The 18958-nt window shown below is 75.1% G+C and carries 21 protein-coding genes and 1 pseudogene; 13 read left to right on the top strand and 9 right to left on the bottom strand.

Annotated features, from left to right (window positions below; translation table 11 throughout):
- Positions 1-66: 66 nt before the first annotated feature.
- Complete coding sequence (locus HL054_RS16265) at positions 67-273, top strand: hypothetical protein (RefSeq protein WP_369140069.1); 207 nt, start codon at positions 67-69, stop codon at positions 271-273.
- An 81-nt stretch (positions 274-354) separates the two neighbouring features.
- On the top strand, positions 355-555 hold the full coding sequence (locus HL054_RS16260) for a hypothetical protein (RefSeq protein ID WP_369140067.1): 201 nt from the start codon (positions 355-357) through the stop codon (positions 553-555).
- Between the two features lie 21 nt (positions 556-576).
- Here the strand turns inward: HL054_RS16260 and HL054_RS16255 are convergent, their stop codons facing one another.
- The 5 genes from HL054_RS16255 to HL054_RS16235 all read right to left on the bottom strand — a co-directional run bounded on the left by HL054_RS16255 (position 577) and on the right by HL054_RS16235 (position 7312).
- Positions 577-1788: an acyl-CoA dehydrogenase family protein gene (locus tag HL054_RS16255; RefSeq protein ID WP_369140066.1), complete on the bottom strand. Its 1212-nt coding sequence runs from the start codon at positions 1786-1788 to the stop codon at positions 577-579.
- A gap of 108 nt (positions 1789-1896) precedes the next feature.
- Positions 1897-2370, bottom strand: coding sequence for a DUF4383 domain-containing protein (locus tag HL054_RS16250; protein ID WP_369140065.1), 474 nt, complete (start codon positions 2368-2370; stop codon positions 1897-1899).
- A 123-nt stretch (positions 2371-2493) separates the two neighbouring features.
- Entirely contained in the window at positions 2494-4155 is a 1662-nt protein-coding gene (locus tag HL054_RS16245) for a carbamoyltransferase family protein (protein ID WP_369140064.1), read from the bottom strand.
- 107 nt (positions 4156-4262) lie between these two features.
- Complete coding sequence (locus tag HL054_RS16240) at positions 4263-5468, bottom strand: HNH endonuclease signature motif containing protein (RefSeq protein WP_369140063.1); 1206 nt, start codon at positions 5466-5468, stop codon at positions 4263-4265.
- Between the two features lie 119 nt (positions 5469-5587).
- Entirely contained in the window at positions 5588-7312 is a 1725-nt protein-coding gene (locus HL054_RS16235; protein ID WP_369140062.1) for a RecQ family ATP-dependent DNA helicase, read from the bottom strand.
- A gap of 185 nt (positions 7313-7497) precedes the next feature.
- On the opposite strand from HL054_RS16235, the gene HL054_RS16230 reads away from it, so the two are divergent.
- The 8 genes and pseudogenes from HL054_RS16230 to HL054_RS16200 all read left to right on the top strand — a co-directional run bounded on the left by HL054_RS16230 (position 7498) and on the right by HL054_RS16200 (position 12426).
- Positions 7498-7890, top strand: coding sequence for a TOBE domain-containing protein (locus HL054_RS16230; RefSeq protein ID WP_369140060.1), 393 nt, complete (start codon positions 7498-7500; stop codon positions 7888-7890).
- Positions 7887-8648, top strand: coding sequence for a molybdate ABC transporter substrate-binding protein (gene modA / locus HL054_RS16225; RefSeq protein WP_369140059.1), 762 nt, complete (start codon positions 7887-7889; stop codon positions 8646-8648). The genes HL054_RS16230 and modA overlap by 4 nt, the downstream gene beginning before the upstream one ends.
- The gene (locus HL054_RS16220) at positions 8645-9457 is read left to right on the top strand and encodes an ABC transporter permease (protein WP_369140058.1); all 813 of its coding nucleotides are present in this window, start codon (positions 8645-8647) and stop codon (positions 9455-9457) included. The genes modA and HL054_RS16220 overlap by 4 nt, the downstream gene beginning before the upstream one ends.
- Before the next feature lie 29 nt (positions 9458-9486).
- Positions 9487-9927, top strand: a pseudogene (locus HL054_RS22350) (ATP-binding cassette domain-containing protein); the annotation flags it as partial.
- Positions 9928-10047: 120 nt separating this feature from the next.
- The gene (locus HL054_RS22345) at positions 10048-10503 is read left to right on the top strand and encodes a TOBE domain-containing protein (protein ID WP_440347951.1); all 456 of its coding nucleotides are present in this window, start codon (positions 10048-10050) and stop codon (positions 10501-10503) included.
- Positions 10504-10766: 263 nt separating this feature from the next.
- Entirely contained in the window at positions 10767-11390 is a 624-nt protein-coding gene (locus HL054_RS16210) for a TetR/AcrR family transcriptional regulator (RefSeq protein WP_369140056.1), read from the top strand.
- Positions 11387-11986, top strand: a complete 600-nt coding sequence (locus HL054_RS16205; RefSeq protein ID WP_369140055.1) for a nucleotidyltransferase family protein — start codon at positions 11387-11389, stop codon at positions 11984-11986. Before HL054_RS16210 ends, HL054_RS16205 begins: the two co-directional genes overlap by 4 nt.
- A 20-nt stretch (positions 11987-12006) precedes the next feature.
- Positions 12007-12426, top strand: a complete 420-nt coding sequence (locus tag HL054_RS16200) for a molybdenum cofactor biosynthesis protein MoaE (RefSeq protein WP_369140054.1) — start codon at positions 12007-12009, stop codon at positions 12424-12426.
- Positions 12427-12444: 18 nt separating this feature from the next.
- Here HL054_RS16200 and HL054_RS16195 read toward each other — a convergent pair whose 3' ends face one another.
- From HL054_RS16195 to moaA, 3 genes are all read right to left on the bottom strand, one after another.
- Complete coding sequence (locus HL054_RS16195) at positions 12445-12645, bottom strand: hypothetical protein (RefSeq protein ID WP_369140053.1); 201 nt, start codon at positions 12643-12645, stop codon at positions 12445-12447.
- 90 nt (positions 12646-12735) lie between these two features.
- On the bottom strand, positions 12736-12987 hold the full coding sequence (locus HL054_RS16190) for a MoaD/ThiS family protein (RefSeq protein WP_369140052.1): 252 nt from the start codon (positions 12985-12987) through the stop codon (positions 12736-12738).
- 4 nt (positions 12988-12991) lie between these two features.
- The gene (moaA, locus tag HL054_RS16185; protein WP_369140051.1) at positions 12992-14050 is read right to left on the bottom strand and encodes a GTP 3',8-cyclase MoaA; all 1059 of its coding nucleotides are present in this window, start codon (positions 14048-14050) and stop codon (positions 12992-12994) included.
- A gap of 152 nt (positions 14051-14202) precedes the next feature.
- Here moaA and HL054_RS16180 point away from each other — a divergent pair, with 152 nt between their 5' ends.
- The 3 genes from HL054_RS16180 to HL054_RS16170 all read left to right on the top strand — a co-directional run bounded on the left by HL054_RS16180 (position 14203) and on the right by HL054_RS16170 (position 18309).
- Entirely contained in the window at positions 14203-15462 is a 1260-nt protein-coding gene (locus HL054_RS16180) for an MFS transporter (RefSeq protein ID WP_369140050.1), read from the top strand.
- On the top strand, positions 15459-16646 hold the full coding sequence (locus HL054_RS16175; RefSeq protein ID WP_369140049.1) for a GNAT family N-acetyltransferase: 1188 nt from the start codon (positions 15459-15461) through the stop codon (positions 16644-16646). The genes HL054_RS16180 and HL054_RS16175 overlap by 4 nt, the downstream gene beginning before the upstream one ends.
- Positions 16647-16707: 61 nt before the next feature.
- Positions 16708-18309 (top strand): peptide chain release factor 3, encoded by a 1602-nt coding sequence (locus tag HL054_RS16170; protein ID WP_369140048.1) that lies wholly within the window; start codon positions 16708-16710, stop codon positions 18307-18309.
- On the opposite strand, the gene HL054_RS16165 is transcribed toward HL054_RS16170, so the two are convergent.
- The gene (locus HL054_RS16165; protein ID WP_369140047.1) at positions 18275-18832 is read right to left on the bottom strand and encodes a DinB family protein; all 558 of its coding nucleotides are present in this window, start codon (positions 18830-18832) and stop codon (positions 18275-18277) included. The two genes, HL054_RS16170 and HL054_RS16165, sit on opposite strands and share 35 nt — an antisense overlap.
- Positions 18833-18958: the final 126 nt, after the last annotated feature.

Genomic DNA, 18958 nt, shown 5'->3' with positions numbered 1-18958 from the left:
CGGGAGGCCCGGCGGGACCGGAACCGCTTCCAGTCGCCGTCCCCTGACCGCCGTAGGGTCGCGGGCATGACGTCTCCAGAGCCCGGCGGCCGGCTGGCCCGGCGCGAGCGGCTGGTCGGCCTGCTCGTGCTGGGCATCGCCGTCGTCCTGCTGCTGTCCTCGGTCACCTGGTTCGGCAGCGACCGCAGCGGGGTCGGCATCGGCCAGGTCGCGCTCGGCCTGGTGCTGGCCGGCGTCGGCGGCTTCCTGGTGCGGCGGGCGCAGGCCCGCTGACCTCCCGTCGTCCGGTGGCTGGCGCGATCGAGGCCGACGCGGCACTGTGACCCGCAGCACACGCCGACGTGGGGAGGGACCGTGGAGCTCGACCGGGCTGCACTGGTGCAGCTGCTGCACACCGAGGGCGACAACGAGCAGGCCGACGCGGTGGCCGCGCAGCTGCCCGAGCGGATCGACACCGACCGGGACGCCGACGCGCTGGCGGCGGTGGGGCTGGACCGGAGCACGCTGATGGCCCGGCTGGCCGGCGGGTCCCTCGGCGGCAACATGGCCATGTGAGGGCCGCGCCGGCCGGCCCGGTCAGCCGCTGAACGGCCGCAGCCGGGCGAGCTCCTCCTTGGCGACGCCGCGGATGTGCACCGCGTCCGGGCCGTCGACGATGCGCAACGTGCGGGCGCTGGCGTAGAAGCGGGCCAGCACGGTGTCGCCGCTGACCCCGGCGCCGCCGTGCAACTGGATGGCGCGGTCGATGACGTCGAGGGCGACCCGCGGTGCGGCGACCTTGATCGCCGAGATCTCGGTCTTCGCGCCCTTGGCGCCGAACCGGTCGATGAGGTCGGCGGTCTGCAGCACGTACAGCCGCGCCTGGTCGATCTCGATCCGGGACAGCGCGATGGACTCCCGGACGGTGCCCTGCTCGGCCAGCGGGCGGCCGAAGGCGACCCGCGCCTTGGCCCGCTCCACCATCAGCGCCAGCGCCCGCTCGGCCATCCCGATGGCGCGCATGCAGTGGTGGATGCGGCCCGGGCCGAGCCGGGCCTGGGCGATCATGAAGCCGTCGCCCTCGCCGGAGAGGATGTTGGTCACCGGCACCCGGACGTCGGTGAACCGCAGCTCGGAGTGCCCGTGCTGGTCCTGGTAGCCGAAGACCGGCAGGTGCCGGACGATCTCCAGGCCCGGGGTGTCGCGGGGCACCAGCACCATCGACTGCTGGCGGTGCGGCGCGCCGTCGGGGTCGGTCTTGCCCATCACGATGAAGATCTCGCAGCGCTCGTCGGCGGCGCCGCTGGTCCACCACTTCCGGCCGTTGATGACGTACTCGTCGCCGTCCCGGACGATCGAGGTCTGGATGTTGCGGGCGTCGGAACTGGCGACGTCCGGCTCGGTCATCGCGAAGCCGGAGCGGATCTCGCCCTCCAGCAATGGGGTCAGCCAGCGGCTCTTCTGCTCCTCGGTGCCGAAGAGCATGAGCGTCTCCATGTTCCCGGTGTCCGGGGCCCCGCAGTTGGTCACCTCCGGCGCGATCACCGGCGACCAGCCCATGATCTCGGCGATCGAGGCGTACTCGAGGTTTGTCATACCGCCGAGCTCGTGGTGGAAGAGGTTCCACAGGCCGCGCCGCCGCGCCTCGGCCTTGAGGTCCTCCAGCACCGGGGGGTGGGCGTGGTCGTCGTGGCCGCGGGCGGCACGCCACTCGTCGTAGACGGGCTCAGCGGGGAAGACCTGCTCCCGCATGAAGTCCCACATCCGGCCACTGACGTCCTCGGCCTTGGCGGAGAGGGTGAAGTCCATGGCGGCGACCGTAGCGCCGGACGTGACGCACGCCTCAGCGGGGTGCGGACGTGCGACCGCCCCGGATGCCGGCGGCGTCCGGGGCGGTCGGGTGGTGCGCGGGTGGTGTCAGCGGGTGCGCAGGGAGACGTCCGGGCCGCGTCCGGTGGCCACGGTCCTGACCGGCCCGAAGGCGATCACCGCTCCGATCAGGGCGGTCACCAGGTGCAGGATGTTGTCGGCCCAGTTCAGGTTGAGGAAGTCCCAGTCCTTGTCGATGGCGATCAGGCCGTAGACGAAGGCGGCGCCGTAGCCGACCAGCAGCAGCAGGCCGTACGTGCGGGCGCCCCGGAGCGTGCGGGACAGCGCGATGCCCGCCGCACCGATGAGGATGTGCACGACGTTGTGCATCGGGTTGATCATGAACCCGAGCAGGGTGTCCGTGTGGGTCATGGACCCGCCGTTGTCGTTGCCGAAGAAGTCGCCGAAGCCGGTGATGAAGAACCCGACGATCCCGATCAGCAGGTAGACCACGCCGAACACCAGAGCGAGGAGCTGTGGCCAGCCGCGCTTGCCGGCCCCGGGGAGATCTGCAGTGGACATGTGCGTCCTCCATGTCATCGCGCCCGTTGTCTGCTCAGCGAGCGCACATGCATTGCCCACCGCCTGATCCTGGAAACGGCTGCCCGGGAAGGTATGCCGAAGCGTTACCGGGACCGGTGGGGCTCAGGACGGCCGGGGCGTCGCCTTCGGCCGGCGGACGACGAACGGGCCGATCGCCAGCAGGTCGACCGGGGCCGACCCGAAGCACTCCAGCGCGTCCTTCGGGTCGTCCACCATCGGCCGGCCGGCGGTGTTCAGGCTGGTGTTGACCACCACCGGGATGCCGGTGCGCCGCTCGAACGCCGAGATCATCCGGTGCACGAGGGCGTCGGACTCCGGGTCGATGGTCTGGATCCGCGCGGTGCCGTCGACGTGGGTGACGGTCGGGATGCGGGACTTCCACTCCGGCGCGACGTCGTGCACGAAGAGCATGTACGGGGAGGGGATCGGCCCGCGGCTGAAGATCTCCGGTGCCTTCTCCAGCAGCACCATCGGCGCCACCGGGCGGAACTGCTCGCGGCCCTTGACGTCGTTCATCCGCTCGAGGTTGGCCTCGTAGCCGGGGTGCGCCATCAGCGACCGGTGCCCGAGGGCGCGCGGGCCGTACTCGCTGCGGCCCTGGAACCAGGCGACGATGCCGTTGTCGGCGAGCACCTCGGCCACCGCCTCGGCGACGTCGTCCGGGCGCTCGTAGTCGATCGCCGCCGTCTGCAGGACCCGCTCGATCTCGTCGTCGCTCCAGCCGCGGCCGAGCGCAGCGCCGGGCATCGGCTGGGTGTCTTCGCCGAGCTCGCGGGCGACGTGCAGGGCCGCGCCCAGGGCGGTGCCGGCGTCCCCGGCGGCCGGCTGGACCCAGACCTGCTCGAACGGGCTCTCGGCCAGGATCCGGGTGTTGGCCACGCAGTTCAGTGCGGTGCCGCCGGCCAGGGTGAGCACGCGGTCGCCGGTCTGCTCGTGCACCCAGCGGGCCAGGTCGACGAGCACCTCCTCGAGGCGCTGCTGGACGCTGGCGGCGAGGTCGGCGTGCGCCTCGGTCCACGGCTCGTCCTTGCCCAGGCGCGGGGCGAACTCGGTGAAGTCGATCTTCTCGGTGCGGAAGCCGCCGTCGTCGGTGGCCCGGACGAGGTCGGCCAGGTCGCCGACGAAGCGCGGCTTGCCGTAGGAGGCCATCGCCATGACCTTGAACTCGTCGGAGCTGCGCAGGAAGCCGAGGTGGTCGGTGAGGTCCTCGTACATCAGGCCCAGCGAGTGCGGCAGCGCCTGCCCGGCGAGCACCTCGAGCCGGCCGTCGACGTAGCGGCCGGCGAGGTGGCTGTGCGCCTCGCCGCGGCCGTCGAGCACGAGCACGGAGTTGTCCCGCCGGCCGCCGTGCCCCGGGGCGGCCAGACCGGCCGAGGCGGCGTGCGCGACGTGGTGCTTGACGAAGCGGACCTTCGCCGGGTCGAGCCCGGGCAGCGCGTGGGCGAGGAAGTCCGGCGCCATCTCGGCGTACTTCTTGCGCATGACGTCGCCGTCGTCGAACAGGCCGGAGCCCTCGGGGGTGGCCATCAGCGCCGGGTCGAAGGAGTAGGCGACGGCGTCGAGCTCCTCGGGGCGGATCCCGGCCTCGCGCAGGCACCAGGCGGCGGACAGCTCGGGCAGCTCCCAGGCGCTCCACGGCAGCGGGCGCTTGCCGTGCTTGCGCCGGCTGAACCGCTCCTCCTCGGCCGCGGCCACGACCTCCCCGTCGACGACGAGGGCCGCCGCCGGGTCGTGGTAGATGGCGTTGATGCCCAGGACCTTCACGCGCGCACTCCTCTCGGCCGGGCTCCGTAGCGGCCCGGTCCCCACTCGATGATCAAGGCTGGTCCGTCCTCCCGCAGGTCGAGCGCGGCAGATCACCCGGAGGTGACTCAGACGCGCAGGGGTGTGCCGATCAGGATCTCGGTGCCGTCGGGTCGCCAGGTGCGCCACCGGCCGCCGGGTCGTCGTTCGACGCGGAACCCGTGGTGGACCTTCGTGTGGTGCCGTTCGCAGAGCAGCCCGGAGTTGGCCAGGCTGGTCTCGCCGCCGTGCAGCCAGTGGACGAGGTGGTGGACGTCGCACCACCAGTGCGGGGCGCCGCAGCCGGCGAACACGCAGCTGCCGTCCCTTCGGACGACGGCCTTGCGCAGGCCCGGGGTGACCACCCGGTGGTCCCGCCCCAGCTCCAGCGGCACCCCGTCGGGGCCCATCACGATCCGGGAGATGCTGGCGTCGCAGGCCAGCCACCGCGCCCGGGCGGCCGAGATCTGCGCGCCGAACCCGGTCCGGGCGGCACCCGGGCCGGTGCTCTGGTCGACGGCGTCGTCCAGATCCAGCCCGAGGACGACGTGCGGCTTGACCGTCCGCAACGTCGGCAGGCTCCCGGCGGCGAGCTGGTTGTCACATAACTGGACCAGGGCATCGGCGTTCTGCTGCAACCTGGTCCGGTCATCCCCCAGCGGGCGGTTGGCCTGCACGATGGACTCGATCGCGGCCTGCACCTTCTCCCCACCGACGGCGTCGAGGTCGAACCGCCCGGTGACGGACCCGTCGGCATGCCGGGCGACCGACAACCGGCGTCCCTCGGTCGGGTCCGGTTCGGTGCCGTCGGGGTGAAGCGCTTCGAGGTAGTGGTGGACGGCCTGCGCCAGCCGCTCGTGCGCCGGCCCTTGCGCGACCTCGGTCAGCGCCTGGTCGACGGCACCGAGGTCCACTCCCTGCGCCTCGGCCGCCGCCCGTTCCGCCTCGCCCGCGATCGGGGCGATAGTCGCCACCTGACCCGCGGTCAGCGCGCCGTCGGCGAACGCCGCCGCCGTGGCCGGCAGGTGCTCCAGTGCCCGCCCGGTCCGCACCACCCGCGCCGCCTCAGCCGTCGACAGGTGGGCGTGCCCGCGCAGCCAGGCGGCCATGGACTTCAGCCCGTCGTGCTCTGCCGCCCCGGTCAGTTCGCACTGCCGGACCGTGCGGGCGACTTCGGCCGCGAGCCGGTTCTGCAGCGCCAGCAACGGCCCGAGCCGCTCCAGCAGCGCCGGGCCGAACAGGTGCGTGAGGTCCTCGGCGGCAAGGGCGTCCACGGCCGACTGCAACTCGCCCACGACACCTCCCGACCGCTTCGAACACCTGTACGTATCCTAGCGCGTCAGGCGCGACACGACCAGCTGTATCCGCAGGTCAGAGGCTTGTCCACAGATGTTCGCCGATCCTTGACACGTGGTCAGCCGGCGCGCTCGCGGAGGAGGTCGTGATCGAGGACGGCCTGCAGCCCGAGGGTCTTGTAGCCGACCTCCTCGAACAGCACGACGACCCGGTCCTCCTCGTGCCGCATGACGATCCCCGGGCCCCACTCGGTGTGCTGCACCGCGGTGTCGACGGCGAACGGGTGGGCGCCGTCCACGACCGGCTCGGCGTGCTCGTAGGCCGACCCCGAGCTGCAGGTGTCGCAGTTGCCGCACGGCTCGGCGAGCTCCTCGCCGAAGTAGCCGAGCAGGAACTGGCGCCGGCAGCCGGTGGTCTCGGCGTAGCCGCGCATCATCTCGATCCGGCTCTCGTCTACCCGGACGTGGTGCTCCGCCAGCAGGCGCGCGGCCGCGGCGGCCTCGCCGGGTGCCGGGCCGTCCGGCGCGGGGGCCGCCGAGCCCTCGTCGTCCAGCACGACGGCGCCGGCCTGCTCCAGCAGGTTGAGGTCCCGCACGATCGGGGTCGCGGGCAGGCCGGTCTCCTCGCGCAGGTCCCGGACGTCGACGCCGTCCATGCCGCTGGCGACGCCGGCCCGCACCAGCCCGGCCACCTGCTGCAGCTCCTCCTCCGCCGGCGCCCCGGCGGCGAAGAACTTCCGGATGCCGAGGTCCTCCTGCCGGTAGACCAGGACGGCGACCGCCGGCTCGCCGTCCCGCCCGGCCCGGCCGACCTCCTGGTAGTAGCTGTCCACCGAGTCGGCCGGTTCGGCGTGCACCACGAACCGGGTCTCCGGCTTGTCGATGCCCATGCCGAAGGCGGTGGTCGCCACGACGACGTCCAGCTCGCCGTCCATGTAGGCCCGCTGCACCTCGTCGCGGTCGCTCTTCTTCAGCCCCGCGTGGTACGCCCGGGCCCGCAGGCCGCGCGCGGTGAGCTCCTCGGCGAACTCCTCGGTGCCCCGGCGGGTGGCGCTGTAGAGGATGCCCATGCCGTCGGCGGCCAGCGCGGTGACCCGGTCCAGGACGGCGGTGTGCTTGCCGTGGGCGTCGGCGTGCCGCTCCACCTCGAGCCGGATCTCCGGCCGGTCGAAGCCGGCGACGACCACCTCGGGCTCGGCCATGGCGAGCCGCTCGACGATCTCGGCGCGCACCGGGGGAGCGGCGGTGGCGGTCAGGGCGAGCACGGTCGGGTGGCCCAGCTGCTGCACGACGCCGCCGAGCCGCAGGTAGTCGGGGCGGAAGTCGTGGCCCCAGGCGGAGACGCAGTGCGCCTCGTCCACCACGAACAGCGCCGGGGCCGACGTCCGGATCGCCTCGACGACCTCGTTCTTCGCCAGCTGCTCGGGCGCCAGGAAGCAGTAGCGGACTGTTCCGTCACGCATGCCGTCCAGCACGGCCTGGTGCTCCAGCGCCGACAGCCCGGAGTTGAGCACCGCGGCCCGGCCGACGGCGTCCTCGCCCAGCTCCTCGAGCCGCTGCACCTGGTCGCGCTGCAGGGCGATGAGCGGGGAGACGACCACCACCGGACCGTCCAGCAGCAGCCCGGCGACGGTGTAGACGGCGGACTTGCCGGCCCCGGACGGCAGCACGGCGAGGGTGTCCCGGCCGGCGGCGACGGACTTCATCGCCTCCTCCTGGCCGGGGCGGAACTCGGTGTAGCCCAGCACCTCGCGGGCGGTCTCCCGGATGCGGCGGGTGCGCACGGACGCCGAGCCGCCCGCCTTCGTCGTCGGGTCCGCGGAGCGCTGCTCGGTCGCTGTCACCAACGCCGTCTGCCCGGGCCCCGAGATCGACAAACGGCACCGCATCGGCCCTGCGGGCAACGCCGGAGATGGCCATAATCGCCGCGCCGCAGCGGGCGGAGATGGCCATGTTCGCCCCGGGGGTTCCGAGGATGCGGGCGGATCGCGGGCTCGGCGTCCGCAGGTGCGGTACTAAGGTGCCGGTCGTGCCCACCTCCTACCGGATCGCCGAGGCCGCCGCGCTGCTCGGCGTGAGCGACGACACGGTCCGCCGCTGGATCGACAGCGACCGGCTGCCCGCGGTCCGCGAGGCCGGCCCGACGACCGTGGACGGCGCCGACCTCGCCCGGGTCGCCACGGAGCTGCACGCCGCCCCGCAGCCGGGCGCCACCCGGTCGTCCTCGGCCCGCAACCGGCTCACCGGCATCGTCACCCGCGTCGTCCGCGACACGGTGATGGCCCAGGTCGAGCTGCAGGCCGGGCCGTTCCGGCTGGTCTCGCTGATGTCCCGGGAGGCCGCCGACGAGCTGGGACTGGAGCCGGGCGTCCGCGCGGTCGCGACGGTCAAGGCGACGCAGGTCAGCGTGGACGTGCCGTGAGGCGGCGATTCGCCGCGGCCGCGGTGGCCGTCCTGGCGCTCGCGGGGTGCGGGTCAGGCGACGACGGCGCGGACGACGAGCTCAGCGGCACCGTCACCGTCTTCGCGGCCGCCTCGCTCACCGACGTCTTCACCGACCTCGGCGCCCGGCTGGAGGACGACCACCCCGGCCTGGCGGTGCGCTTCAACTTCGCGGGCAGCTCCGCGCTGGCCGCCCAGCTGACCCAGGGTGCCCCGGCCGACGTCTACGCCTCCGCCGACACCGACCAGATGGACGTCGTCACCAACGACGAGCTGGTGTCCCGGGCGCCGACGCTGTTCGCCACCAACACCCTCGAGATCGCCGTCCCGCCGGGCAACCCCGGCGGCATCACCGACCTGGCGGACCTCGCCGACCCCGCGCGGACCATCGCGCTGTGCGCGGCCGAGGTGCCCTGCGGCGCCGCCACCGAGGAGGTGTTCGACGCCGCCGGGCTCACCGCCGCGCCGGACACCCTGGAGGAGGACGTCCGGGCCGCGCTCACCAAGGTGCAGCTCGGCGAGGTCGACGCGGCGCTGGTCTACCGCACCGACGTGCAGGCCGCCGGCGACGCGGTGGAGGGGATCGAGTTCCCCGAGGCCGCCGATGCGGTCAACGGCTACGCCATCTGCACGCTCACCGCGGCACCCAACCCGGCCGGTGCGCTGGCCTTCGTCCAGCTGGTCACCTCCGAGGCGGGCCAGGACGCCCTGGCCGCGGCCGGCTTCGCGCGTCCGTGAGGCGCCGGGACGCCGGCGTCCCGGCACCGCTGCTGGTCCCGGCGCTGCTGGGCGTGGCGTTCCTGGTGCTGCCGCTGGTCGGGCTGGTGGTCCGCGCGCCCTGGGGCGACCTCGGCCCGCAGCTGACCCGGCCGGGGGTCGGCGAGGCCCTGCGGCTGTCGCTGGTCTCGGCGACCCTGGCCACCGTCGTCTCGCTGCTGCTCGGCGTCCCGCTGGCCTGGGTGCTGGCCCGGTCCCGGATCCGCGGCCGGTCGCTGCTGCGGGCGCTGGTCACGGTGCCGCTCGTGCTGCCGCCGGTGGTTGGCGGGGTCGCGCTGTTCCTGGTGCTCGGCCGGCAGGGGCTGGTCGGCCGGTGGCTGTACGAGACGACCGGCCTGAGCCTGCCGTTCACCACCGCCGCGGTCGTGGTGGCCGAGACGTTCGTGGCCATGCCGTTCCTGGTGATCAGCGTGGAGGGCGCGCTGCGGGCCGCCGACGCCCGCTTCGAGGACGCCGCCGCCACCCTCGGCGCCGACCGCTGGACGACGTTCCGCCGGGTCACCCTGCCGCTGGTCGCGCCCGGCGTCGCGGCCGGCGCGGTGCTCTGCTGGGCCCGGGCGCTCGGCGAGTTCGGCGCGACCATCACCTTCGCCGGCAACTTCCCCGGGACGACGCAGACCATGCCGCTCGCGGTCTACCTGGCCCTGCAGCGCGACCCGGACGCCGCGATCGTGCTCAGCCTGGTGCTGCTGGCGGTCTCGCTGGCCACCCTGCTGCTGCTCCGCGGCCGGTGGCTGGGGCGGGGCGCCGGACAGGGCGGGGTGGCATGAGCCTGGCCGCGCACGTCGTCGTCCGGCGCGGGTCGCTGGCCCTGGACGTCGCGCTGGACGTCGCGGACGGCGAGGTGCTCGCCGTGCTCGGCCCCAACGGCGCCGGGAAGTCCACGCTGCTGCGGGTGCTGGCCGGCCTCCTCGCCCCGGACGGCGGCCAGGTGGTGGTGGACGGCGACCAGACCTGGGACTCCGCCGACCGGCACGTCCCGGCCCACCGGCGGGCGCTGGGCATGGTCTTCCAGGACCACCTGCTCTTCCCGCACCTGTCGGTGACCGAGAACGTCGCCTTCGGGTTGCGCACCCGGGGGGTGCGGCGGCCGGCGGCCCGGGCGGCGGCGGGTCAGTGGCTGGACCGGGTGGGGCTGGCCGGCCTCGGCGACCGGCGCCCCGGCGAGCTGTCCGGGGGCCAGGCGCAGCGGGCCGCGCTGGCCCGGGCGCTGGTCGGCGACCCGCGGGTGCTGCTGCTCGACGAGCCGCTGTCCGCCCTCGATGCGCGCACCCGGCTCACCGTCCGTGCCGAGCTGCACCGGCACCTCGCCCACTACGCCGGCAGCGCGGTGCTGGTCACCCACGACCCGGTCGACGCGATGGCGCTGGCCGACCGGGTGGTGGTGGTGGAGGAGGGCCGGGTCGTCCAGGCGGGCACGCCGGCCGACGTCGCCCGCCGGCCGCGCACCGACTACGTCGCCCGGCTGGTCGGGCTGGTGCTGCTGCCGGGCACCGGCGCCGGCCAGCAGGTCGCCCTGGACGGCGGCGGGGTGGTGGCGGTGGCCGAGGAGGCCGCCGGCGAGGTCTTCGTCGCCGTCCGGCCGGAGTCGGTGGCGCTGTACCTGGAGCGCCCGGCGGGCAGCCCGCGCAACGTCTGGCCGCTGCAGCTGGTGTCGGCGACCCCGCACGGCTCGGTTGTGCGCTGCGACCTCGCCGGTGAGGTGCCGCTGACCGCCGACGTCACCGCCACCGCCTTCGCCGAGCTCGGCCTGGCGCCGGGCGCCGCGGTCTGGGCGTCGGTCAAGGCCTCCGAGGTGGCCGTCTACGCCCGCTGACGACGGGTTCAGAGCTCCGCACGCCGCCCCTGCGCGCGGAGCGCACGGCGCAACGGCAGGCGGAGCGGCGCGGTGCCCCAGTCGCCGCCGGCCGGCACCGGCCGTCGCGGGGACGGGGAGCGGGGGTCTCGATCGGGCTGCGTCATGGCTGTCCCCTCTGCGCGGGTCGGGGTGACCTGCGGCTGCCCTCGATGGTACTTGCTTGCATGCACGCAAGCAAGTACCCACGGAGGACGAGGGCGGTCGATGGCACAGTGACCCCCGTGGTGGAGCAGGACGGGCGGCGGACGCAGCAGGAGCGGCGCGCGGAGACCGAACGGCGCGTCATCGCCGCCGCGGTCCGGCTGATCGCGCAGAGGGGCTCGCGGGCGGTCACCCTGGGCGAGGTCGGCCGGGAGGCCGGCTACAGCCGCGGGATCGTGCACAGCCACTTCGGCAGCCGGGAGCAGCTGCTGGACGCCGTCGTCCGGCACGCCCAGCGCTTCGACGTCCCGGAGGTGCCCGGCAACGCGCTGGACCGGCTCGCCGGCGTGGTGCACGCCTACCTCGACCAGCTGCGCAGCCGCGGGCCGGCGACCGGGGCGTTCCTGCTGTTGTGGGCGGAGTCGGTCGCCGCGGACCCGGTGCTCGGGCCGCTGTTCGCCGAGCGGGACACGGCCTTCCGCGCCGACCTGGCCCGCTACGTGGCCGACGGCGCCGCCGACGGGTCGGTCCGGGCGGACGCCGACCCGGCCGCCACCGCGGCGGTGCTGCTGGGCATGCTCCGCGGCCTGGGCATGCAGCTGCTCTCCTCGACCGGGGCCGACCTCGCCGACGGCCTCGCCGACCGGACGGCGGACTTCGTCCGCGCGGCGCTCGCCGCCCGGCCCGGCGTGGGGCAGGCGTGACGTCGGACGTGCCGGTCGCCGGGCTGGTGCTCGCCGCCGGCGGTGGACGCCGCTACGGCATGCCGAAGGCGCTGGTCGAGTACGGGGGCAGCCTGCTGGTGGAGCGGGCGGTCCGGACGGCGGCCGCGGTCTGCGACCCGGTGCTGGTCGTGCTCGGCGCGCAGGCCGTGGACGTGTGGCGCCGGGCCGACCTCTCCGAAGCTGTCGTCCTGGCCAACGCCGACTGGGAGACCGGGATGGCCTCCAGCCTGCGCACCGGGCTCGACGGGCTGCGCGGCTGGCCGGGCCGGGTCGACGCCGTGCTGGTGCAGCTGGTCGACATGCCGGGCATGACGCCGGCGGCGCTGGACCGGATGGCCGAGCACGCGGCCCCCGACGCGCTCGCCGTCGCCGCGTACGACGGCGTCCGCGGGCACCCCGTGCTGCTGGGCCGCGACCACTGGGCCGGGGTGGCCGCGACCGCGACCGGCGACGAGGGCGCCCGCCGCTACCTCGCCGCCCACGACGTCGTGGAGGTCGACTGCACCGGGCTGGCCGACCCGACCGACCTGGACGTGCCACCCGCATCACCACCCGACCAGCCCCCGCAGCGCTGAGCCGCGGGTACCGTCGCGCCGTGGACACCCTGCTGGCCCGGGTCACCGGGGAACCGCTGTCGGTCGCCGAGCACGAGGCCGCCGTCGCGGACGAGGCCGCCGGCGCGGTCGTCTCCTTCTCCGGGGTCGTCCGCGACCACGACGGCGGGCGGTCGGTGACCGAGCTGGAGTACGTCGGCCACCCCACCGCGCCCGAGCTGATCGCCGAGATCGCCGCCGAGTTCGCCGCCCGCCCCGACGTGCAGGCGGTCGCCGTCTCGCACCGCGTCGGGCTGCTCGCCATCGGCGACGTCGCGCTGGCCTGCGCGGTGAGCGCGGCGCACCGCGGTCAGGCCTTCGCCGCCTGCGCCGAGCTGGTCGACGAGGTGAAGGCCCGGCTGCCGATCTGGAAGCGCCAGGTGTTCACCGACGGCGAGGAGGAGTGGGTCGCCTGCCCGTGAGGTGACCGGCGCGCGGGGTCAGCGGACCCCGGAACCCGCCAGGCCGTCGTCGTCGCGGCGGGCCGTGCGCTCCGCCTGCTCCTCCTCGGCCTCGCCCTCCAGCCGGCGCGCCTCGCCGTCCAGCGTCGCCGCGGCATCGCCGTGCGACTGGCCGTAGACCTCCTCGGCGTGGCCGAGCAGCTCCTCCGCCTTGGCCTTGGCCTTCCCGAACAGGCTCATCTCGCCCTCCTCACCCTCGATGTCCCTGGGTCGGCTTCCGCGCCTCGGTCCGCTCCTCGCTCGTTCCTCGCTGCGATGCTCCCGAGGCTGTCAGCCTCCGGCGAACGGCGGCAGGACGTCCACCACCGAGCCGGGCGTCAGCACCAACGCGCGGTCGCGGGTGGTGGTTCCGTCGACCAGGAACGAGCAGGCGGTGAGCACCCGCTCCAGCCGCTCGCCGTGGGCGTCGACGAGCTGGCCGACCAGCTCCTGGAGCGTGCCGGCCTCCCGGGTCTCGGTGTCCACGCCGACGGCGGCGCGGGCCCCGGCGAAGTAGCGCACGGTCACGGTCGGGGCGGTCACGCCGTCAGCCACCGATCGCCGACATCGGCCGGGACGGCTGCAGGAAGCTCGGGTCGTCGATGCCGTGCCCGGGCAGCTTGGACAGCGTGGCGATCCGCCAGCGGTCGGCGATCTCCGCGTCCCCGGCGCCCTCGCGCAGCGCGGTGCGCAGGTCGGACTCCTCGCGGGCGAAGAGGCAGTTGCGGATCTGCCCGTCGGCGGTGAGCCGGGTGCGGTCGCAGGCGCCGCAGAACGACCGGGTGACCGAGGCGATGACGCCCACGGTCAGGCCGGTGCCGTCGACCAGCCAGCGCTCGGCCGGGGCGGCGCCGCGCTCCTCGACGTCGGGCACCAGCGTGTGGCTGGCGGTGAGCCGGGCCAGGATGTCCTCGGCGGTGACCATCTCGCCGCGGGTCCAGGCGTGGTGGGCGTCCAGCGGCATCTGCTCGATGAAGCGCAGCTCGTAGCCGTGCTCCAGGCAGTACTCCAGCAGCGGGACGGCGTCGTCCTCGTTGATCCCGCGCAGCAGCACCGTGTTGATCTTCACCGGGGTCAGCCCGGCGTCCTTCGCCGCCTTGAGACCGGCGAGCACGTCGGGCAGCCGGTCGCGGTACGTCAGCTGCTTGAACCGCTCGCGGTCCAGGGTGTCCAGGCTGACGTTGATCCGGTCCAGCCCGGCGGCGGCCAGCGCCGGCGCCATCCGCGACAGCCCGACCGCGTTCGTGGTCAGCGAGACCTCCGGGCGGGGGGCCAGCGCCGTCGTCGCAGCCACGATGCCGGGCAGGCCGGGGCGCAGCAGCGGCTCACCGCCGGTGAACCGGACCTCCCGGATGCCGAGCTGCTCGACGCCGATCCGGACCAGCCGGACGACCTCCTCGTCGGTGAGCTGCTCGACCTTGGGGAGCCACTGTAGGCCCTCGGGCGGCATGCAGTAGGTGCAGCGCAGGTTGCAGCGGTCGGTCAGCGACACCCGCAGGTCGGTGGCGACCCGGCCGTGCCGGTCGACCAGTCCGCCGGATCCCGCGGGCACGGCGCCCACCTGCGGGCGGACCCGGGGGTCGGGGAGCGGGCTGGGAGTCGTCACAGGCCGAATGTAGTGCGACGGCGGCACGGATGGCGCCGGCCGGGGAACGCAGCCGCGAACAAGGGCCCTCCGCTGTTACGGTCGGGGAGCCACCCGAGGGTCCGGCGGGCATCCCCGCACTCGCCTGTGGCCAGGAAGCGCGAGAAGCAGCTGTGTCACCCCGCACCGTCCTCACCCCGTACACCGATCTGTTCACCGTCCCGGGCACCCGTGCGTTCTCCTCCGCGGGCCTGCTGGCCCGGGTGCCGATGTCGACCGCCGGGCTGGGCTCGGTCCTGCTCGTGCAGGGCGAGAGCGGCAGCTACGCCCTCGCCGGCGCGGTCGCCGGCACCCTGTCGCTCTGCTTCGCCGTCGGCAGCCCGCAGTGGGCCCGGGCGATGGACCGCGTCGGGCAGGGCCCGGTGCTGCGGCTGACCGCCGTGCTGTCCCTCGTCATCGGGCTGGCCTTCGTCGCCGCCGTGGTGACCGACGCGCCGCACTGGACCTGGTTCGCCCTGGCCGCGCTGGCCGGCCTCACCGCGGCCAACGTCGGGTCCGTGGTCCGCAGCCGCTGGGCCAACGCCCTGGCCCGGCCCGAGCAGCGGCAGACCGCCTTCGCCTTCGAGTCCGTCGCCGACGAGGTCGTCTTCGTGGTGGCGCCGCCGGCGGTCACCTTCCTCGCCGCGCTCATCGCCCCGCCGCTGGGCTTCCTCACCGGCATGCTCATCGGCGTCGTGGGCGCCCTGGTGCTCTCCCGCCAGGAGTCCACCGCGCCGCCGGTCGCCCGGCGGGTGGCCGGCGAGCCGCGCGTGCGCACCCGGGTGCTCACCCCGGGGCTGGTCGCGATCGGCATCACCTACCTCGCCGTCGGCACCGTCTTCGGTGCCATGGACGTCGTCGTCGTCGGGTTCGCCGAGCACGAGGGCCGGCCCGCCGCCGCGGGGGTCGCGCTGTCCGCCTACGCCGCGGGCAGCCTGGTCGCGGGGCTGGCCTACGGCATCGCCCGGCTGCCCGGCTCGCTGGCCACCCGCTTCCTCGCGGCCACCGTGCTCTTCGCCGTCGCCGCCCAGGCGCTGCTGCTGGTCGGCTCGCTGCCGGCGCTGGTCGTCATCGCCTTCGTCGCCGGGCTGGCCATCGCCCCGGTGCTGGTGTCGGGCATGTCGGTGGTGGAGTCGCGGGTGCCGCGCGCCTCGCTGACCGAGGGCCTGACCTGGACGTCGACCGGGCTCACCGTGGGGCTCACCGCGGGCTCCGCGCTGGCCGGGACGGCGGTCGACGAGTGGGGCGCCGAGACCGCGTTCGTGGTGCCCGCGCTGGGCGCCGCCGCGGCCGGGCTGCTGGCGGTGGCCGCCTGGCTGGTGCTCCGGCGCACCCCGGTGCCCGCCGGGGCACCGGCCGAGGCGGAGGTCGGCGCCGGCGAGGTCGCCGCGTGAGCCTGCAGGTCCGCCCGGTGCGCGCCGACGAGCTGGCCGCCGCGTGGGAGCTCGGCCGGCTGGCGTTCGGCGGCCCCGAGGAGGCCCCGGCGTCCGCGCTGCGCGAGGTCCCCGGCGTCACCCGGCTGGGCGCCTTCGACGACGCCGGCCGGCTGGTCGGCAAGATCACCGACCTGCCGCACGAGCACTGGTGGGGTGGCCGCCGGGTGGTCTCCTCGGGGGTCAGCGGGGTCGCCGTCCGGCCGGAGAGCCGGGGTGGCGGCGTGGCCCGGACGCTGCTGGGCGCGCTGCTGGCGCACGCCCGCGAGCGGGGTGCGGCGATCAGCACGCTGCACCCGACGGTGTCGGCCGTGTACCGCGCCGCCGGCTGGGAGGTCGGCGGCACGCTGGACGCCGTCCACCTCGACGTCGCGGGGCTGCCCGGGCCGCGGGACACCGGCGCGGTGCAGCTCGGCCCGGGCGGCGCGGCCGACCTGCCCCGGGTGACCGACCTCTACGAGCAGGTCGCCCGGGTGCGCGACGGCCTGCTGACCCGGCGCGGCGGCTTCTTCGAGCTCGACCCGCCGGACACCCCGCTGCCGCGCGGCGTCGACGCGGTCACCCTCGCCGAGGTGGGCGGCGAGCTCACCGGCGCGCTGCTCTACGGCCGGGGCCGCGGCTACGGACCCGAGGGGCACCTGGACGTCGGCACCCTGGTGGCCCGCGACCCGGCGACCGCCCGGGCGCTCGTCGGCGTGCTGGCCGGCTGGCGCACCGTCACCCGCACCGTGCGGGTGCCGCTGCTGCTCGGCGACCCGGTCTCCCAGGTCCTGCCGTTGGAGCGGGCCGAGCGGCGCTCGGGCGAGGCGTGGATGCACCGGCCGGTCGACGTGGTCCGCGCCGTCGCCACGCGGGGCTGGCCGGCGCACGTGCGGGGCCGGGTCGCCTTCCGGCTGACCGACGTGCTGGCGCCGTGGAACGACGGGACCTGGGAGCTGGCGGTCGCCGACGGCGCCGGCGCGCTGACCCGGACGGCGGCCGAGCCCGACCTGACGCTGGACGTGCGGGGCTTCGCCGTCCTGTACTGCGGCGCCGCCACCGGCCGGGCCGCCGCGCAGGCCGGCCTGGCGGGAGGAAACGGCGACCCGGCGGCGTTGGACCTGCTGTCGAGCGGGCCGCGGGCCCAGTTGCTCGACTACTTCTGACCGGCACCCGCCGTACAGTCGACGGGTACACCGGCCCCACCCGAGGAGATCCCGCACGTCCATGAGCAGCCCTCCGAGCACCGTCGCGGCCGAGGTGCTCCCGCAGGCGGCGCGGCGGCGCACCTTCGCCGTCATCAGCCACCCGGACGCCGGCAAGTCCACCCTGACCGAGGCCCTCGCGCTGCACGCGCGGGTGATCGGCCAGGCCGGCGCGGTGCACGGCAAGGCCGGCCGGCGCGGCACGGTGTCGGACTGGATGGACATGGAGAAGGCCCGCGGCATCTCCATCACCTCCGCGGCGCTGCAGTTCGAGTACCGCGACGCGGTGGTCAACCTGCTCGACACCCCCGGGCACGCGGACTTCTCCGAGGACACCTACCGGGTGCTGACCGCCGTCGACGCCGCGGTGATGCTCATCGACGCCGCCAAGGGCCTCGAGGCGCAGACGATGAAGCTGTTCGCCGTCTGCCGGCACCGCGGCATCCCGGTGATCACCGTGGTGAACAAGTGGGACCGGCCGGGCAAGGACGCGCTCGAGCTGATGGACGAGGTCAGCGAGCGCACCGGCCTGGTGCCCACCCCGCTCACCTGGCCGGTCGGCATCGCCGGTGACTTCCGCGGCGTGCTGGACCGCCGCGACGGCACCTACCACCGGTTCACCCGGACCGCCGGTGGCGCGACCATCGCCCCCGAGGAGGTGCTGCCGGCCTCGGCCGCGGCCGCCCGCGAGGGTGACGTCTGGGACCAGGCGGTCGAGGAGGGCGAGCTGCTCGACGCCACCGAGGCCGACCACGACCAGGAGCGCTTCCTGGCCGGGGAGACCACGCCGGTCATCTTCGCCTCGGCGGTGTCCAACTTCGGCGTCGGTGCGCTGCTCGACGTGCTGGTCGACCTCGCGCCCCCGCCGTCCGGCCGCCCGGACGCCGACGGTGCGGTGCGCAAGCTGGACGACCCGTTCAGCGCGTTCGTCTTCAAGGTCCAGTCCGGCATGGACGCCGCGCACCGCGACCGGCTGGCCTACATCCGGATCTGCTCGGGCGTCTTCGAGCGCGGCATGGTGGTCACCCACTCGACCACCGGCCGCCCGTTCGCCACCAAGTACGCCCAGCACGTGTTCGGCCGCGACCGGGAGAGCGTCGACGTCGCCTACCCCGGCGACGTCGTGGGGCTGGTCAACGCCAACGCGCTGAGCGTCGGCGACTCGCTGTACGTCGAGTCCAAGGTGGCCTTCCCGCCGCTGACGACGTTCGCGCCGGAGCACTTCGCGGTGATGCGAGCCCGCACGAGCGCCACGTTCAAGCAGTTCCGACGGGGCATCGGCCAGCTGGGCTCCGAGGGCGTCGCGCAGATCCTGCGCTCGGACCGCCGCGGCGACCAGGCCCCGGTGCTCGCCGTCGTCGGGCCGATGCAGTTCGAGGTCGCCCAGCACCGGATGGAGAACGAGTTCGGCGCGCCGGTCGAGCTGGACCACCTCTCCTACACGATCGCGGTGCGCACCGACGCCGCCTCGGCGCCGGCCGTCGGGGCGTCCCGCGGCGTGGAGGTCATGGAGCGCGAGGACGGCGAGCTGCTGGCGCTGTTCCGCGACAAGTGGGACCTGCGCACGCTGCAGCAGCGCAGCCCCGAGCTCACCCTCGAGCCGCTGGTGGCCGCGCAGCTCTGAGCACCGCGGTGAGGTCGCCGAGGTGGTGCCGGCCCTCGTGGGCGGCGTGCCGGAGCAGCCAGCGTGCCGTCCGCTCCTCACCGGGCTGCCGGACGACGCGCCGGTCCCAGCCGTCGGCCGCCACCCGGCGCACCTCGTCACCCACCCCGGCGACCGCGGCGGCGAGCTCGTCCAGCACCGCCGGCACGTCGCGGCCGGCGTACCGGAAGCGGCGGGCCCGTAGGTCGTTGAGCATCGGCTCGACCACCGGCAGGTCCTCGGTGCGGGCGCGGTGCAGCCGGATCGTGCTGGTGACGTACACGTCCCGCAGGTGGCACAGGTACTCCGCGGCGCACCAGGTGCCCGGCCCCGGACGGCGGCGCAGCTCCGGGTCAGGGCGGCCCGCGACAGCGGCCCGGGCGAGTCCGGGCACCGCCGCGACCTCCGCGGCCGCCGCGGCGACGTCGAGGTCGGCGTAGCCCAGCCCGCAGGGTGCGCAGACGTGGTCCTCGGCCGGCAGCGCCGGGACGGCAGGGATGCCCATCCCGGCATCCTGCCCCCGTCGGCTCCTCGGGGCGGGTGCGCACGGCGTGCGTGCACGCGTGGGAAGGCGCGCGGGACCGCGCGTGGGAAGGCGCGCGAAACCGCGCGTGGGAAGGCGCGCGAAACC

Source organism: Modestobacter versicolor, assembly GCF_041028285.1.
Taxonomy (GTDB): Bacteria; Actinomycetota; Actinomycetes; order Mycobacteriales; family Geodermatophilaceae; genus Modestobacter; species Modestobacter versicolor_A.
This window is presented reverse-complemented; position numbering and strand designations above follow the sequence as displayed.

Coding starts and splice junctions, on each gene's coding strand:
- HL054_RS16265 (WP_369140069.1), top strand. CDS start 67: ATGACGTCTCCAGAGCCCGGCGGCCGGCTGGCCCGGCGCGAGCGGCTG.
- HL054_RS16255 (WP_369140066.1), bottom strand. CDS start 1,788: ATGGACTTCACCCTCTCCGCCAAGGCCGAGGACGTCAGTGGCCGGATG.
- HL054_RS16250 (WP_369140065.1), bottom strand. CDS start 2,370: ATGTCCACTGCAGATCTCCCCGGGGCCGGCAAGCGCGGCTGGCCACAG.
- HL054_RS22345 (WP_440347951.1), top strand. CDS start 10,048: ATGGCGCTGGCCGACCGGGTGGTGGTGGTGGAGGAGGGCCGGGTCGTC.
- HL054_RS16195 (WP_369140053.1), bottom strand. CDS start 12,645: ATGAGCCTGTTCGGGAAGGCCAAGGCCAAGGCGGAGGAGCTGCTCGGC.
- HL054_RS16170 (WP_369140048.1), top strand. CDS start 16,708: ATGAGCAGCCCTCCGAGCACCGTCGCGGCCGAGGTGCTCCCGCAGGCG.
- HL054_RS16165 (WP_369140047.1), bottom strand. CDS start 18,832: ATGGGCATCCCTGCCGTCCCGGCGCTGCCGGCCGAGGACCACGTCTGC.